Source organism: Actinophytocola sp. NPDC049390, assembly GCF_044466355.1.
Classification (GTDB): domain Bacteria; phylum Actinomycetota; class Actinomycetes; order Mycobacteriales; family Pseudonocardiaceae; genus Actinophytocola.
Genome location: NZ_JBITMQ010000008.1, coordinates 256,990 through 273,651 on the forward strand (window position 1 = coordinate 256,990; position 16,662 = coordinate 273,651).

At 72.0% G+C, this 16,662-nt stretch carries 14 protein-coding genes; 13 read left to right on the plus strand and 1 reads right to left on the minus strand.

The features are described from left to right. Positions 1 to 5 precede the first annotated feature (5 nt). A complete protein-coding gene (locus ACIBVP_RS23735; protein WP_396108438.1) occupies positions 6 to 2,270 on the minus strand; it encodes an ATP-binding cassette domain-containing protein in 2,265 nt (754 codons plus the stop codon). A gap of 73 nt (positions 2,271 to 2,343) precedes the next feature. Here ACIBVP_RS23735 and ACIBVP_RS23740 point away from each other — a divergent pair, with 73 nt between their 5' ends. The 13 genes from ACIBVP_RS23740 (at position 2,344) to ACIBVP_RS23800 (ending at position 16,508) form a co-directional block, all read left to right on the plus strand. Continuing rightward, positions 2,344 to 3,126, plus strand: coding sequence for a TetR/AcrR family transcriptional regulator (locus ACIBVP_RS23740; RefSeq protein ID WP_396108439.1), 783 nt, complete (start codon positions 2,344 to 2,346; stop codon positions 3,124 to 3,126). Between the two features lie 74 nt (positions 3,127 to 3,200). Next, entirely contained in the window at positions 3,201 to 3,548 is a 348-nt protein-coding gene (locus ACIBVP_RS23745; RefSeq protein WP_396108440.1) for a YciI family protein, read from the plus strand. After that, positions 3,549 to 4,760 (plus strand): RNA polymerase sigma factor, encoded by a 1,212-nt coding sequence (locus tag ACIBVP_RS23750; RefSeq protein ID WP_396108441.1) that lies wholly within the window; start codon positions 3,549 to 3,551, stop codon positions 4,758 to 4,760. Between the two features lie 82 nt (positions 4,761 to 4,842). Continuing rightward, positions 4,843 to 5,508, plus strand: coding sequence for a rhomboid family intramembrane serine protease (locus tag ACIBVP_RS23755; protein WP_396108442.1), 666 nt, complete (start codon positions 4,843 to 4,845; stop codon positions 5,506 to 5,508). 71 nt (positions 5,509 to 5,579) lie between these two features. Further along, entirely contained in the window at positions 5,580 to 7,124 is a 1,545-nt protein-coding gene (locus ACIBVP_RS23760) for a UDP-N-acetylmuramoyl-L-alanyl-D-glutamate--2,6-diaminopimelate ligase (RefSeq protein WP_396108443.1), read from the plus strand. A 106-nt stretch (positions 7,125 to 7,230) separates the two neighbouring features. After that, positions 7,231 to 8,691, plus strand: coding sequence for a UDP-N-acetylmuramoyl-tripeptide--D-alanyl-D-alanine ligase (gene murF, locus ACIBVP_RS23765; RefSeq protein WP_396108444.1), 1,461 nt, complete (start codon positions 7,231 to 7,233; stop codon positions 8,689 to 8,691). Further along, positions 8,688 to 9,776 (plus strand): phospho-N-acetylmuramoyl-pentapeptide-transferase, encoded by a 1,089-nt coding sequence (mraY, locus tag ACIBVP_RS23770; protein WP_396108445.1) that lies wholly within the window; start codon positions 8,688 to 8,690, stop codon positions 9,774 to 9,776. Before murF ends, mraY begins: the two co-directional genes overlap by 4 nt. Beyond that, positions 9,752 to 11,116 (plus strand): UDP-N-acetylmuramoyl-L-alanine--D-glutamate ligase, encoded by a 1,365-nt coding sequence (murD, locus tag ACIBVP_RS23775; RefSeq protein WP_396108446.1) that lies wholly within the window; start codon positions 9,752 to 9,754, stop codon positions 11,114 to 11,116. Before mraY ends, murD begins: the two co-directional genes overlap by 25 nt. Continuing rightward, on the plus strand, positions 11,113 to 12,519 hold the full coding sequence (ftsW, locus tag ACIBVP_RS23780) for a putative lipid II flippase FtsW (RefSeq protein WP_396108447.1): 1,407 nt from the start codon (positions 11,113 to 11,115) through the stop codon (positions 12,517 to 12,519). Before murD ends, ftsW begins: the two co-directional genes overlap by 4 nt. After that, on the plus strand, positions 12,516 to 13,616 hold the full coding sequence (gene murG / locus ACIBVP_RS23785) for an undecaprenyldiphospho-muramoylpentapeptide beta-N-acetylglucosaminyltransferase (protein ID WP_396108448.1): 1,101 nt from the start codon (positions 12,516 to 12,518) through the stop codon (positions 13,614 to 13,616). Before ftsW ends, murG begins: the two co-directional genes overlap by 4 nt. Continuing rightward, positions 13,616 to 15,010, plus strand: a complete 1,395-nt coding sequence (gene murC / locus ACIBVP_RS23790; RefSeq protein ID WP_396108449.1) for a UDP-N-acetylmuramate--L-alanine ligase — start codon at positions 13,616 to 13,618, stop codon at positions 15,008 to 15,010. Before murG ends, murC begins: the two co-directional genes overlap by 1 nt. Further along, the gene (locus tag ACIBVP_RS23795) at positions 15,010 to 16,014 is read left to right on the plus strand and encodes a cell division protein FtsQ/DivIB (protein ID WP_396108450.1); all 1,005 of its coding nucleotides are present in this window, start codon (positions 15,010 to 15,012) and stop codon (positions 16,012 to 16,014) included. The genes murC and ACIBVP_RS23795 overlap by 1 nt, the downstream gene beginning before the upstream one ends. Further along, positions 16,011 to 16,508 carry a DinB family protein gene (locus tag ACIBVP_RS23800; protein ID WP_396108451.1) on the plus strand — a complete coding sequence of 166 codons (498 nt, stop codon included), beginning with the start codon at positions 16,011 to 16,013 and terminating at the stop codon, positions 16,506 to 16,508. Before ACIBVP_RS23795 ends, ACIBVP_RS23800 begins: the two co-directional genes overlap by 4 nt. Positions 16,509 to 16,662 lie beyond the last annotated feature (154 nt).

The following is a 16,662-nucleotide window of genomic DNA, read 5'->3' on the forward strand; positions in this document are numbered from 1 at the left end:
CGTCGTTACGGGCGCTCCAGGTACTGCTTCAGGTGTTGTGCCGTCAGCGTCCCGCCGCCCGCGACCAGTGCCGCCGGGGTGCCTTCGAAGACCACCCGCCCACCGTCGTGGCCCGCGCCGGGGCCCAGGTCGATGATCCAGTCGGCGTGCGCCATCACCGCCTGGTGGTGCTCGATGACGATGACCGTGTTCCCCTTGTCCACCAGGCGGTCGAGCAGGGCGAGGAGGTTGTCCACGTCCGCGAGGTGCAGGCCCGTCGTGGGCTCGTCCAGGACGTAGGTGCCCGCGCCTTCGGACATGCGGATCGCGAGCTTCACGCGCTGGCGCTCGCCGCCGGACAGGGTGGTCAGCGGCTGGCCGAGGCCCAGGTAGCCCAGGCCGACGTCACTGAGCCGGTCGAGGATCGCCCGTGCGCCGCCGGACGGGAAGAAGTCCCGCGCCTCCGTCACCGACATCGCCAGCACCTCGCTGATGTTCTTGCCGCGCAACGTGTACCGGAGCACCTCCTCGGTGTACCGCCTGCCCTCGCACTTCTCGCACACCGACGCGACGCCGGCCATCATGGCGAGGTCCGTGTACACCAGGCCGATGCCCTTGCAGTTCGGGCACGCACCCTGCGAGTTCGCGCTGAACAGCGCCGCCTTCACACCGTTGGCCCTGGCGAACGCCGTGCGGATCGGGTCGAGCAGGCCGGTGTACGTCGCCGGGTTCGACCGCCGCGAACCCCTGATCGCGGACTGGTCCACCACGGTCACGTCGTCCCGTGTGGACAGTGAGCCGTGGATCAGCGACGACTTGCCCGACCCGGCGACGCCGGTCACCACCGTCAGGACGCCCAGCGGCACGTCCACGTCCACGTGCCGCAGGTTGTGCAGGGACGCGCCCCGGATCGGCAGGTGCCCGGCCGGTTCGCGGACCTGTGGCCGCAGCGTCACCCGGTGGTCCAGGTGCCTGCCGGTCAGCGTGTCCGACGCCCGCAGACCGGCCACGTCGCCGGTGTAGCAGACCCGGCCACCGGCCGGGCCCGCGCCGGGCCCGAGGTCCACGACATGGTTCGCGATCTCGATCGTCTCCGGTTTGTGCTCGACCACGAGCACCGTGTTCCCCTTGTCCCGCAACCGGAGCAGCAGGTCGTTCATGCGCCGGATGTCGTGCGGGTGCAGGCCGACGGTCGGCTCGTCGAACACGTAGGTCACGTCCGTCAGGCTGGAACCCAGGTGCCGCACCATCTTCACGCGCTGCGCCTCGCCGCCGGACAGCGTGCCCGACTCGCGGTTCAGCGACAGGTACCCCAGACCGATCTCCACCAGCGAGTCCAGTGTCTCGCCCAACGTCTTCAGCAGCGGCGCCACCGACGGGGCGTCGAGGCCGCGGACGAACTCGGCCAGGTCGCTGATCTGCATGGCGGCGCAGTCGGCGATGTTCTTCCCGTCGATCCGCGACGACAGCGCGGCCGCGTTCAGCCGCGCGCCGTGGCAGTCCGGGCACGCGGAGAACGTGACCGCCCGGTCGACGAACGCGCGGATGTGCGGCTGCACCGCCTCCTTGTCCTTCGACAGGAACAGGCGCTGCACCTTGACGACCAGGCCCTCGTAGTTCGTGTTGACGCCGCCGAACTTCATCTTCGTGGCGGGCTTGTACAGGAAGTCCTGCCACTCCTGCTCGGTGTAGTCGGCCAGCTTCTTGTCCGGGTCGACGAACCCGGAGTGCGCCATCGACTGCCAGTACCACGAGTCGACCGCGAAGTTCGGCACCGTGATGGCACCCTCCTTCAGCGACAGCTCCCGGTCGACCAGCTGGTCCACGTCGATCGAGTTGACCTTGCCGATGCCCTCGCAGCGCGGGCACATGCCGTCGGGCAGGTTGAAGCTGAACGCGGTCGACGGGCCGACCGCGGGCTCGCCGAGCCGCGAGAACACGATCCGCAGCATCGTGTGCGCGTCGGTCGCGGTGCCGACCGTGGAGCGGGAGTTCGCGCCCATCCGCTCCTGGTCCACGACGATCGCCGCCGACAGGTTGTGCAGCCGGTCCACGTCCGGCCTGCCGAGCGCGGGCATGAACGACTGCAGGAACGCCGAGTACGTCTCGTTGATCAACCGCTGTGACTCGGCCGCGATCGTGCCGAAGACCAGCGAGGACTTGCCGGAGCCCGACACCCCGGTGAACACGGTCAGCCTGCGCTTGGGGATGTCGACGGAAATGTCGGCCAGGTTGTTCTCCCTGGCGCCGCGCACCTCGATCATGTCGTGGCTGTCGGCCGGGTCGCGCACGTCGCCGCCTCTCTCTTTATACTGTAAAGTGATGCCCGAGCGACAGTACTTTACGACGTAAGGAGTTGCAATCGTGGTGGTGTTCGCCGGTCAGGGCGACGCGCGGCGGTCGATGGCGCTCCTGTGGCGCCAATCGGCCGCCGAGGAGCCGAAACCAGGGCCCAGACAGGGGCTCAGCGTCGACGCGATCGTCGCCGCGGCCATCGGGATCGCCGACGAGTACGGCATGGCGGCGCTGTCGATGCGTGCCGTCGGCGAACGGCTCGGCCGCACCGGCATGGCGCTCTACACGTACGTGCCCAGCAAGAGCGAGCTGGTCGACCTCATGTACGACACGGTGATCGCCGAGGCCCACCACACCTACGACCTGGCCGACGGCTGGCGCCCCGCGCTCACCGCGTGGGCGGGCGACCTGTGGGCGTTCTACCTGCGCCACCCGTGGGTGCTACAGGTGTCGCAGGCCCGGCCGGTGCTGGGGCCCAACGAGTACGTCGTGCTGGACGAGGTGCTGCGGATCCTGTTCGCGAGCGGGCTCGACCCGGCGGCGACGCGGCAGCTGACCGGTGCGCTGTTCCAGTTCGTCCGGGGGGTGGCGCAGGTCGTCGCCGAGGCGAGGGACGCGGCGGCGGCGACCGGCACCGGCGACGACGAGTGGTGGTACGCGCGGTCCGCGCTCCTGGAGGAGATGGCCACCGACTTCGACGAGCGCTTCCCGATGGTCGCCAGGCTGGCGCGCGCGGGTGGCTTCACACTGGCCGACGAGACCGTCCCGTACCAGGAGCAGGCGGCCACGGAGACGTTCCACACCGGTCTCGCGGCCCTGCTGGACGGCATCGAGAAAAGGGTGGCCGGGTGATGTCCTTTCGGAACGGGGCCCGTTCGTTCCATGCTTGACGGCCCAGGGTGGGCCGGGACGGAGGAGAGGACCCGATGGCGCAGTACCTCGCAATGACCTTCACCGCGGACGTCGACTGGTGGGCGCCGGAGCACGCCGAGGAGCTGGCCGAGTACCGGAAGTTCGGGGTGGACCACGCCGACCGGATCGTGCAGAGCGCCGTGCTGCACCCGACCGGCACGGCCACGGTCGTCCGGGTGGAGGGCGCGCGCGGCGGCCAGGTCGTGACGACCGACGGCCCGTACGCCGAGACGAAGGAGGCCCTGACCGGCTACTACCTGATCGAGGCCGACGACCTGGAGGAGGCGGTGAAGATCGCCGCGGAGATCCCGGCGGCCTGGGGCGGGGCCGTCGAGGTCCGGCCGGTCATCGCGGCCAAGTAGGTGCGGCCGGAGCACGACACCGTCGCCGAGACGGTCCGGGTCGAGGGCACGCGCATCCTCGCCACTCTCATCCGGACCCTCGGCGACGTCGGGCTGGCCGAGGACGCCGTGCAGGAGGCGACGATCGCGGCGCTCGGCGCGTGGCCGGTCACGGGCGTGCCGCCGGAGCCGAGGGCGTGGCTGACGGTCACCGCCCGCCGCAAGGCCATCGACATCCTGCGGCGCGAACGGGTCCGCGAGGACAAGGAACGCCTCGCCGACCTGCACCGCGAGGACGTCCCACCGGACCACGTGGTCGCCGACGACATGCTGCGGCTGATCTTCACGTGCTGCCACCCGTCGCTGTCCCCGCCGACGCGGATCGCCCTTGCGTTGCGGACGTTGTGCGGGCTGACCCCGGCACAGATCGGCGACGTGCTGCTCACCACCGAGCCCGCCACGGCGAAGCGGCTGACCAGGGCACGCCAGAAGATCGCCGCCGCCCGCATCCCGTACCGGGTGCCCTCGGCGGCGGAGCTGCCGGACCGGCTGCCCGCGGTGTGCGGGGTGATCCACAGCCTCTACACGACCGGGCACGTGGACCACGACGTCGACACGTGCGCGGAGGCGGTGCGGCTCGCCGAGCTGCTGCACGGGTTGTTGCCGGACCAGCCGATGCCCGCCGCGGTACTGGCGCTGCTGCTGCTCACCGACGCACGACGGCCCGCCCGGCTCGATGCGGCGGGCGACGTGGTGACGCTCGACCGCCAGGACCGCACGCGGTGGAACACGTGCGCCATCGGCCGCGGCATCGAGCTGCTCAACGACTCGCTGCGCCGCACCGGCGGTCAGGCGGACGCCTACCAGCTCCAGGCGGCCATCGCGGCCGAGCACGCCCGCGTGCCGAGCTACTCGGCCACGGACTGGGCGGAGATCCTGCGGCTGTACGAGCTTCTGCTGTCGGTCGCGCCGAGCGAGGCGGCGGAGCTGGGCCACGCGGTCGCGGCGGCGGAGGCTCACGGGACCGAAACCGGGCTGGCGCTGCTGGCCGGGCTGCCGCCGAGCCCGCGCCTGCACGCGATCCGCGCGGAGCTGCTGGCCCGCGAACACCGGTACGCGGAGGCGGCGGGGGAGCTGGCGGAGTCGCTGCGCGGCCCGGCACCGGACAAGGAACGCGAGTACCGACGCCACCGGCGGGAGGAGTTCCTGACCCTGGCAAGGGGAATGCCCTGAAAGACGCTTTCGGGACGCGCAACGCCCCGAAAGCGTCTTTCAGGGCATTGAGCCGGTTGGCCGGGTGCCGAATACTCGACGTGTGAGCACTCTGCCGAGTACGCCGCTGCCGACACCGGACGAGGAGGGTGCGCTCTCGAGCCCGATCGGGCGCGCCGCGTCGTTGATGGTCGCGTTCCTGGGCCTGTTGTGGCTCGTGCAGCTGGTCAACGCGGGGACCGACTACTCGCTCGCGCAGTCCGGCGGGATCCTGCCGCGGCAACCGAGCAGCCTGCTCGACATCGTCACGTCGCCGTTCCTGCACGGCAGCCTCGAACACCTCGCGGGCAACGCGTTGCCGTTGTTCAGCCTCGGGCTGATGGCGGCCATCCCGAGCCCGAAGCGGTTCCTGGTGATGACGCTCGTGGTGATCGTCGTCGGCGGGTTCGGCGTGTGGCTGTTCTCGCCGGAGAACAGCGTCACGGTCGGTGCCAGCGGGGTGGTGTTCGGCTACTTCGGGTACCTGCTGCTGCGCGGGTTCGTCGACCGCAGGCCCGCGGACGTCGTCATCTCGATCGGTGTCGCGCTCGCCTACGGGTACGCGATGTGGAACTCGGTGGGCTTCGGGCGGGAGGGCGTGTCGTGGCAGGGCCACGTCGCCGGTCTCGTGGGCGGCATGGTGGCCGCGTTGTTCCTGCGCCTGCGCAGAAAGAAACCGGTTGCGGACGCTTCTGGCGGTGCGGTGCCGGGGTTGCCTCCCGCCGTCTAGCCCAACGCGACACGGCCGACCGCACCAGGGTGTCCTTGATCGCCCTCTGTGCGCAGGTAACCTCTCGCGACGTGCCCGCCAAGCTCGTTGGCAAGGCCGTCACGGCACCGCCTCGCCCCACCAGGATCGAACCAGTACCGCTCACCACGTTGGTGGCGCGGGCGGACGCGCGTGTCCTGGGCCAGGAGAACGACGTCCACGTCACTGGAGCGACGCTCCGTGCGCAGCACGTGCTCCCCGGTGACCTGTTCGCCGCGCTGCCCGGTGCCCGCGTGCACGGCGCCGACTTCGCCGCCGAGGCGGTCCGCGCTGGCGCGGTCGCGGTGCTCACCGACGAGGAGGGCGCCCGGCGCGCCGCGCTGAAGAACGTCCCCGTCGTCGTGCACGACGACCCCCGGCAGGTGCTGGGGTCGGTCGCCGCGTGGATCTACGGCGAGCCGTCGCTGCGCCTCGGGGTCATCGGGGTCACCGGCACGGCCGGCAAGACCACCACGACGTACATGATCGACGCGGGCCTGCGGGCCGCCGGGTCGACGACCGGGCTAGTCGGCACGGTCGAGACCAGGATCGCCGGGGAGCGGCTGGCCAGCGCGTTCACCACACCCGAGGCGCCGGACCTGCAGGCGCTGTTCGCGGTGATGCTGGAGCGCGGCGTCACGCACGTGCCGATGGAGGTGTCGAGCCACGCGCTCGCGCTCGGCCGGGTCAGCGGCACGCGGTTCACCGTCGGCGCGTTCACCAACCTCTCGCGCGACCACCTGGACTTCCACTCCGACATGGAGGACTACTTCCAGGCCAAGGCGCTGCTGTTCGACGGCCGGTCCACCACCGAGGTGGTGTGCACCGACGGCGAGTGGGGCAAGCGCCTCGTCACCCCGCGCACGGTCACCGTGTCCACGCAGGGTGGCGGGGACTGGTCCGCGTCCGGTCTCACCACCTCCTACACCGGTGAGCAGACGTTCACCGTGCACGGGCCCGACGGGCTGACGCTGCCGGTGACGCTGCCGATGCCGGGCCGGTTCAACGTGGCGAACGCGCTGGTGGCCGCCGCCTGCCTGCACGCGGCCGGGGTGGCGCCCACCGACATCGCGGCCGGGCTCGGCGCGGTCGAGGTGCCCGGCCGGATGGAGCGGGTCGCGGTCGGCCAGGACTTCACCGCGGTCGTCGACTACGCGCACAAGCCGGAGGCGGTCGCCCAGGCGCTCGACGCCATGCGGGCCCGCACCGACGGCCGCGTGATCGCGGTGCTCGGCTGCGGCGGCGACCGCGACACCGAGAAGCGGCCCATGATGGGCGAGGCCGCAGCCCGCCGCAGCGACCTGCTGATCGTCACCGACGACAACCCCCGCACCGAGGACCCGGCCACGATCCGCGCCGCGATGCTGGCCGGGGTGGAGTCGGTGCCGCCGGGGGAGCGGGGTGAGGTGCTGGACATCGGTGACCGCCGCGCCGCGATCGTCGAGGCGGTGAACCGTGCACGGCCCGGTGACGTCGTCGTCATCGCGGGCAAGGGACACGAGACCGGTCAGGAGTCGGGCGGTGTCGTGCACCCGTTCTCCGACCACGACGAACTGAGGGCGGCGATCTGGGCCCGCCTGCACGAGGAGTCCACATGACCCGCCACGCACCGAATCCGTCGGTGCTCTCGGCTACCGTGAAAATCGGGGGGCCCCCGGCCCGGTTGAATGGACCGTTCAATCGGCGCAACGCCGGTGGTGGGCGATGATCCCGCTGACGCTGGCCGAGGTCGCCGAGGCGACCGGCGGCCGCCTCCACAACGCGACGGGCGACGAGGTCGTCACCGGCACCGTCGAGTTCGACTCGCGCGAGGTCACCCCGGGCGGCCTGTTCGTCGCGATGCCCGGTGAGCGGGTCGACGGCCACGACTTCGCCGCCCGGGCGGTCGCCGACGGCGCGGTCGCCGTGCTCGCCGCCCGCGAGGTCGACGCGCCCGCGGTGCTCGTCCCGCCGGTCGCGGTCGACGGGCCGTCCCGCGTGTACGCGCTGGCGGGTGACCGGGACGGCAGCGGCGCCGCCGTGCTTGCCGGGTTCGCCGCCGTGGCCCGCGAGGTCGCGCGCAGGCTCACCGCGAAGGGCATGCTGACCGTCGGCGTCACCGGGTCGGCGGGCAAGACCTCCACCAAGGACCTCATCGCCGCGCTGCTGAGCGCGCGCGGCGCCACCGTCGCGCCACCAGGGTCGTTCAACAACGAGATCGGCCACCCGTGGACCGTGCTGCGAGCCGACGAGGACACCAAGCACCTGGTGCTGGAGCTGTCCGCCCGCGGGGTCGGCCACATCGCGGGCCTGTGCGCGATCGCGCCGCCGACGATCGGCGCCGTGCTGAACGTCGGCACCTCGCACATCGAGGAGTTCGGCTCCCAGGAGACCATCGCGCTGGCCAAGGGCGAGCTGGTCGAGGGGCTGCCCGAGGACGGTGTCGCGGTGCTCAACGCCGACGACCCGTACGTCTCGGCCATGGCGAGCCGCACGAAGGCGCGGGTGCTGACCTTCGGCCGCGCCGAGCACGCCGACGTGCGTGCCGCCGACGTCGAGCTGGACGCCCAGGCCAGGGCCTCCTTCACGCTCGTCACCGAGGCGGGCGAGGCGCGGGTCGCGCTGACCCTGCACGGCGCGCACATGGTCGCGAACGCGCTGGCCGCCGCCGCGGTCGCGCTGGCCGCCGGGATGCCGCTCGCCGACGTGGCCGCCGGCCTGTCCACCGCGAGGGCCGTGTCCGCGCGCCGGATGGCGGTCGAGACCACCGGCGACGGGGTCACGGTCATCAACGACTCGTACAACGCGAGTCCCGAGGCCACCCGCGAGGCGCTCAGGACGCTGGTGACGATCAGCGGGGCCGGACAAGGCCGCGCGTGGGCCGTGCTCGGACCGCTCGCCGAGATGGGCGCCGACCACGACCGGATTCACGAGGAGATCGGCCGCCTCGCCGCGGACCTCGCCGTCGACCGGCTGGTCGTGGTCGGCGCGGCCGCACAGCCAATGCAGCAAGGTGCGAGCCGTGCCGGCTCGCGTGGAGAGGAGCCGGTCCTGGTGCCCGATGTAGACGCCGCGGTCGACCTGCTGCGCGCCGAGCTGCGCGCGGGCGACGTGGTCCTGGTCAAGGCCGCCAACGCGCAACGCCTGTGGCGGGTCGCCGACGCGCTGCTGGGGAGCCGCGCGTGATCGGCATCCTGATCGCCGCCGCGATCGCCCTCATCGTCTCCATCCTGTTCACGCCATACCTGATCAGGGTGTTCTCCCGGCAGGGCTTCGGCCAGGAGATCCGCGAGGAGGGCCCGGAGGGCCACAAGTCCAAGCGCGGCACCCCGACCATGGGTGGCGTCGCGATCCTGGTGGCCATGGTGGTGGGCTACTTCGCCGCCCACCTGATCACCTCGATGGTCTCGGAGGACAGCGAGGCCCCGACCGCGTCCGGGCTGCTGGTGCTGTTCCTCACCGTCGGCCTGGGCCTCGTCGGCTTCCTCGACGACTTCATCAAGATCCGCAAGCAGCGCAACCTCGGGTTGAACAAGACCGCGAAGATGGTCGGCCAGCTGGTCGTGGCCGTGGCGTTCGCGATCCTCGCGGTGAACTACGCCGACAGCTACGGGTTCACGCCCGCGTCGGTCAACCTGTCGTTCGTCCGCGACCTCACGGTCATCTCGTTCGGCACCATCGGGTTCGTCGTGTTCTGCTACCTGCTGGTGTCGGGCTGGTCGAACGCGGTGAACTTCACCGACGGCCTCGACGGGCTCGCGGGCGGCTCGTCGGCGATGGTGTTCGGCACCTACGTGGTCATCACGTTCTGGCAGTTCCGCTACAACTGCGGCGCGTCCGATCCCGGGCCGGGCTGCTACGACGTGCGTGACCCGCTCGACCTGGCGGTCGTGGCGGCGGCGGCCATGGGCGCCTGCATCGGCTTCCTGTGGTGGAACGCGGCCCCCGCGAAGATCTTCATGGGCGACACCGGCTCGCTGGCGCTCGGCGGCCTGGTCGCCGGCCTGTCCATCACGACCCGCACCGAGCTGCTGATGGTGATCGTCGGTGGCCTGTTCGTGGTCGAGATGCTGTCGGTGGTGCTGCAGATCGCGGTCTTCCGCACGTCACGCCGACGGCTCTTCCGCATGGCGCCGTTCCACCACCACTTCGAGCTCGCCGGGTGGGCGGAAACCACGGTGATCATCAGGTTCTGGCTGCTCGCCGGGATCTGCGCGATGTTCGGCCTCGGCCTCTTCTACTCGGAATGGCTGAGCGCGGGCGGCAACTGATGTTCGCGGGCAGGAACGTGCTCGTCGCGGGCGCGGGCGTCACCGGGAAGTCGGTGGCGGCCGCCCTGCTCGGCACCGGCGCGCGTGTCACCGTCACCGACGCGGCCGCCGACCGGCTGGCCGACCTGCCGGACGGCGTGACGACCGCCGCCGGGCTCACCACCCCGCCGGAGGGCACCGACCTGGTCGTCACCAGCCCCGGCTGGCCCCCGACCGCGCCGCTGCTCACCGCGGCCGCCGAGGCCGGGATCGAGGTGATCGGCGAGGTCGAGCTGGCGTGGCGGCTCGGCGAGACCCTCGAGCACCCGCCCGTGTGGCTCGCGGTCACCGGCACCGACGGCAAGACCACCACCGTCGGCATGCTCGAGTCGATCCTGCTGGCGTCCGGCGCCAAGGCGGTGGCCTGCGGGAACATCGGTCTGCCGGTGATCGACGCCGTGCTCGGCGGCTACGACGTGCTCGCCGTGGAACTGTCCAGCTACCAGCTGCACTGGCAGACGTCCATGCGCGCGCACGCCGCCGCGGTGCTCAACATCGCCGAGGACCACCTCGAGTGGCACGGCACGATGGCCGCCTACGTCGCCGACAAGGGCAAGATCTTCGACGGCGCCGGGCTCGCGATCTACAACGCCGACGACGTCGAGACCGAACGTCTTGCGCAGGACGTGCCGCAGCGGGTCGGCTTCAGCACCGGCACCCCCGCCGCGGGCCAGTTCGGCGTCACCGACGGCTGGCTCGTGCACGGCGACCTGCTGCTCGCGCCGGTCGCGGAGGTCCGTCCCGTCGGCCCGCACAACGTCGCCAACGCGCTCGCCGCGGCCGCGCTGGCCAGGGCGTACGGGGTGTCGCCGGAGGCCGTGCGGGCCGGGCTGGGCGCCTTCCAGCCGCCGGCGCACCGGGTCGAGCTGGTCGCCGAGGACCACGGCGTCCGGTACGTGAACGACTCCAAGGCCACCAACACCCACGCCGCGGCGGGCTCGCTCGGCGCGTTCGAGTCGGTCGTGTGGATCGCCGGTGGCCTGCTGCACGGCGCGCAGGTCGCCGACCTGGTCGCCGAGGCCGCGCCCCGGCTGCGCGGCGCGGTCCTGATCGGGGCCGATCAGGACGTGTTCGCGGCCGCACTCGCGCGACACGCGCCGGATGTGCCGGTCCATCGCGTCCCTTCAGGAGACGATGACCCCATGCTCACTGCGGTGCGCGTGGCGAACGCGATGGCTCTCGCAGGCGACGTGGTGCTGCTCGCGCCCGCCGCCAAGTCCCACGACCTCTTCGCCAGCTACGTGCACCGCGGCGCGGCCTTCGCCGACGCCGTGCGGGACGTGCTGGCGGAGCGCGGATGACGACGGTCAGAGACAACGCGTCCGACAGCGACACCGAGGGCAAGAGCAAGCGCAAGGCGCGCACCGGCCGCCTCCACGCCATCAGCACCGGGCTGACCGCGTGGCTCGGGCGTCCGCTCGCGTCGTTCCACCTGGTCCTCGCGATCTGCACGCTGCTGATCGTGATCGGGCTGGTGATGGTGCTGTCCGCGTCCCCGGTCGTCTCGATCAACCAGGGCAGCTCCGCCTACGCGGTGTTCGGCAAGCAGGTCGTGTTCGTGCTGGTCGGGCTCGTGCTGTTCTGGATCGGCGTGCGGGTGCCGCTGCAGAAGATCCGCGCGCTCTCACCGGTCGCGCTGTGGCTCACGGTCCTGTCGCTGGTGCTGGTGCTGACCCCGCTCGGCGCGACGCTCAACGGCACCCGCAGCTGGTTCCGCGTCGGTCCGCTGTCGGTGCAGCCGATCGAGTTCGCCAAGCTCGCGCTCGCGCTGTGGGGTGCGCACATCCTCGTCGTGAAGCGCGGCCTGCTGCACCAGTACCGGCATCTGCTCGTGCCGGTCGTGCCCGCCGCACTGGTCATGTTCGCGCTGGTCATGCTGCAGCCCGACCTCGGCGGCACGGTCACCCTCGGTGTCGTGCTCATCGCGCTGCTCTGGTTCGCCGGCGCCCAGCTGCGGCTGTTCGGCGCGCTCGCGCTCGGCGGCCTCGCCGGTGTGGTCCTGCTGGCCATCGGCACCGAGTACCGCCTGGACCGGGTGGTGTCGTTCCTCAACCCCGGCGAGGACAGCCAGGGCGCCGACTACCAGTCCGACCAGGCGTTGTACGCGCTCGCGGACGGCGGGCTGTTCGGCAAGGGCATCGGGCAGGGCCAGTCGAAGTGGGAGTACCTGCCCAACGTTCACAACGACTTCATCTTCGCGCTCATCGGCGAAGAGCTGGGCTTCGTCGGCTGCGCGCTGGTGCTCGGCCTGTTCGGCCTGCTCGCGGTCGTCGGCATGCGGGTCGCCACCCGCAACATCGACCCGTGGATCCGCATGGTGGCCGCCACACTGACCGTCTGGCTGGTCGCCCAGGCCGCGATCAACATCTGCTACGTGGTCGGGTTGTTGCCGGTCACGGGCATCACACTGCCTCTCATCTCCTCCGGCGGCACGTCCGTCGTGACCACCATGCTGGTGTTCGGCGTCCTCGCGAACTGTGCGCGGCATGAGCCCGAAGCGGTGGCCGCACTACGCTCACAGGGGCCGGGACGATTCGGCAGGCTGATGCGGCTCCCCGCCCCGGAGCCCTACCAGCCGCCGGTCAGGCGCAAGCCGGTCCGGCCACCCGCCACGCAGCGAGGCTCATCGGGTCGTGCCGTCGGTCGAACGACCGTCCGCGGCCGACCGCCCGCCCCGCGCCGCAGACTAGGAGGACGTTCTTGACCACCCCTGCCAACCGTGGACCGTGCGTCGTCGTCGCCGGGGGAGGGACCGCGGGGCACATCGAGCCCGCGCTGGCCCTGGCCGACGCCGTGCGCCGGATCCGGCCGGACGCCCGGGTCGTGGCGCTCGGCACCGAACGTGGCCTGGAGAAGCAGATCATCCCGGCCCGCGGCTACCAGCTGGAGATGATCCCGCCGGTGCCGATGCCGAGGAAGCCGAACGTCGACCTGCTGAAGCTGCCGCTCAAGGTCCGTTCCGCCATCAAGCAGACCCGCGAGGTGCTCGACCGGGTCGGCGCGGACGTCGTCGTCGGGTTCGGCGGCTACGTGGCGCTGCCCGCGTACCTGGCCGCACGTGGCCGCACCCCGATCGTCGTGCACGACTCCAACGCCAAGGCCGGTCTCGCGAACAAGGTCGGCGCCCGGTACGCCGAGCGGGTCGCGGTCGCCGTGCCGGGCACGGGCCTGCCGAAGGCCGAGGTGATCGGCATCCCGCTGCGTGGCTCGATCATCGGCCTCGACCGGTTCCGGCTGCGTGCGCAGGCCCGCCAGTTCTTCGGCCTGCACCCGACCGCGCCCACGCTGCTGGTGTTCGGCGGGTCGCAGGGCGCGCAGTCGATCAACGACGCGGTGTCGGCGTGCGCCGGGATCTTCGCCCAGCGCGGCATCGGCGTGCTGCACGCCCACGGCCCGAAGAAGTCCGTTGCCGTGCAACAGTTCCCCGGCGCGCCGCGCTACGCGACCGTGCCGTACCTGGAGCGCATGGACCTCGCGTACGCGGCCGCCGACGCGGTGCTGTGCCGGTGCGGCGCGATGACCGTCGCCGAGGTGTCCGCGATCGGGCTGCCCGCCGTGTACGTGCCGCTGCCGCACGGCAACGGTGAGCAGGCCCTCAACGCGCAGCCCATGGTCGACGCGGGCGCCGCGCTGATGGTCAAGGACGAGGACCTGACGCCGCAGGCCGTCGCCGAGCTGACCGTGCCGCTGCTGACCGACCCGTTGCGGCTCAAGAAGATGAGCGCCGCCGCGCAGGGCACCGGGCACCGGGAGGCCGCGGACGTGCTGGCGCGCATGGTGCTGGAAGTGGTGGGGAAGTAATGGCCGTTCTGGAGCGGGTGCACCTGGTCGGGATCGGGGGTGCCGGGATGAGCGGGATCGCCAGGATCCTGCTCGCCCGGGGCGTGCGGGTCTCCGGCTCCGACGCCAAGGAGTCGCCGACGCTGATGACGCTGCGTGCGCAGGGCGCGAAGGTCGCGGTCGGGCAGAACGCCGCCAACCTCGACCTGCTCGACGGCGGGCCCACGGCCGTCGTCGTGTCGTCGGCCATCAAGCCGGACAACCCGGAGCTGGTCGAGGCGACCGCCCGCGGGATCGACGTGCTGCACCGCTCCGCCGCGCTCGCCGCGTTGATGGACGGCCACCGCGTCGCCTGTGTCGCGGGCACGCACGGCAAGACGTCCACCACGTCCATGCTCACGGTCGCGCTGCAGCACTGCAGGCTCGACCCGTCGTTCGCGATCGGCGGCGACCTCAACGAGTCCGGCGCCAACGCCCACCACGGCGCGGGTGGCGTCTTCGTGGCGGAGGCCGACGAGAGCGACGGCTCGTTCCTCGCGTTCTCGCCGTCGGTCGCGGTCGTCACCAACGTGGAGCCCGACCACCTGGACCACCACGGCACCGCCGAGGCCTACAACGCGGTGTTCGAGTCGTTCGTCGACCGCGTCACCGAGGGTGGCGTGCTCGTCGTCTGCGCCGACGACCCCGGCGCGGCCGCGCTCGGCCTGCTGGCGGAGAACAAGGGCGTGCGGGTGCGCCGCTACGGCCGTGCCGCCGCGGACGTCACCATGACCGCCTACGAACCCGTGGACGGCGCGGGCGTCGCCCGTGTGCTCCTCGACGGTGCCGAGGTCGACGTGCGGGTCGCGGTGCCGGGCGAGCACATGGCCCTCAACGCGCTCGGCGCCCTGATCGCGGGCCTCGAACTCGGCGCGCCGCTCGACGGCCTGCTCGAAGGCATCGCGAGCTTCGGCGGCGTGCGGCGGCGGTTCGAGTTCAAGGGCCTGGCTGGCGGCGTGCGCGTGTACGACGACTACGCCCACCACCCGACCGAGGTGGCCGCGCAGCTGAGGGCCGCCCGTCCCGCCGCGCACGGCGGCAAGCTCGTGGTGATCTTCCAGCCGCACCTGTACTCGCGGACCAGGCTGTTCGCGAAGGAGTTCGGCGTGGCGCTCGGCCTGGCCGACGAGGTCGTGGTGCTGGACGTCTACGGCGCCCGCGAGCAGCCCGAGCCCGGTGTCAACGGTCAGCTGATCGTCGACAACGTGCCGCTGCCGCCCGAGCAGGTCCGGTTCGAGTCGTCGTTCGAGCGCGTGCCGGAGCTGGTCGCGTCGCTGGCCGGTGAGGGCGACATCGTGCTGACCATGGGCGCCGGTGACGTCACGATGCTCGGCCAGGAGCTGATCGCCGAACTGGACCGCCGGGTCAGGGCCTGATGACCGGCACGGCCCGCGGCGGCGACCGCGCCCGGCGCGGCAGAACCCGGGACGGCTCGCCGACCCGGCGCCGCCGCGGCGCGGCCGACGCACCGCGTGAGTCGTGGAGCCGGGGCCGCCGCCGCACGGAGTCCCGGGAGGAGCCCGAGGAGCGCGCCGAACCCGCCCGCGCCACCTCGGGCCGCACGGGCGCCGCCCGCACCCGCGCCGGTGCCGCCGCGGCCCGCCGTGCCGAGCGGGAACGCGCCCGGGCCCGTCCCGCCCGTGACTCCAGCCGCACCCTCACCCGGCGGCGGCCGCCCGCGGCCCGCGCCGAGGACAGCGGCCCGACCCGCGGCCGGTACCTCGCCCGCCGGTGGATCGCCGTGCTGGCCGTGGTCAGTGTGGTCGTGGTCGCCTACCTGGTGATGTTCACGTCCCTGCTCGGAGTGCGGTCCGTGGAGGTCATCGGCGTCAAGGAGATCGCGGAGGCCGACGTGCTGGCGGCCGCCGCCATCGAGCCCGGCACGCCGATGGTCCGCCTCGACGCCGACGAGGCCGCCGCCCGCGTGGCCGGGCTGCCCAGGGTGTTCGAGGTGGTCGTCGAGCGGTCCTGGCCGAGCACGGTCGAGATCGTCGTCACCGAGCGCACCCCGGTCGCCGTGCGCAGAGCGGGCAAGGAGATCCACCTGATCGACGCCACCGGCCTCGACTACGCGATCACCAGGACCGCCCCCAGGGGCCTGCCCACCCTGGCGATGGACGACGTCCGCCCGGACAACCCGGCCACGAAGGCCGCCGTCACCGTGCTCACCGCCATCCCGAAGCAGCTGCGGGCCAAGGTCGTCACCGTGACCGCGAAGACCCCCGGCGACGTGCGCCTCACCCTCGCCGACCGCCGCGTGATCAAGTGGGGCAACGCCCGCGACAACGAACGCAAGGCCGCCGTGCTCGCCCCGCTGCTGACCCGCCCGGGAAAAACCTATGACGTCGCGACCCCGGAGTTCCCTACGGTTGCCGGGTGACTCCCAGAACCGAACCGCCGTGGGTGGCGGGTGAACGCGAGCAGCTGACCGGCTTCCTCGACTTCCTCCGCGAGGCCGTCGTCGTGAAGGCCACCGGCCTCACCGACGAACAGGCCCGCCAGCAGCTGGTCCCGTCCGAGCTGACCACCGTCGCCGGGCTGGTGGCCCATCTGACCTATGTGGAGCAGTACTGGTTCGGCGTGCTGTTCGACGGCAGGCCCGACGAGTGGCGGGAACGGTTCGCGGCCGACCCGGACGCCGAGTTCCGCGCGGGCATGACCACGCCGCTGACCGAGCTGGTCGAGAGCTACGTGAAGGAGTGCGCCCGGAGCAGGGCGGTGGCGGAGAACCTCGACCTCGAGGCGACCGCGACGCGGGGCGGCGAACCCGTGAACCTCCGCTGGGTTTTGATCCATATGATTGAGGAGACCGGGCGCCACGCCGGTCATCTGGACCTGCTTCGCGAGTTGCTGGACGGCAGCACCGGCGAGTAGCGAAGGGTGAAAGGCACACACAGAAGCGCAACTACACGGCGTGGCGGCTGGAAACGGGAACGGTCCATGCCTACCGTCCTGATTCGACGTCAGCGCTTGACATAACTCTAAGTCTCTCGTAGAGGTTCAGGGTTTACGTCTGGCGACTGTCTCG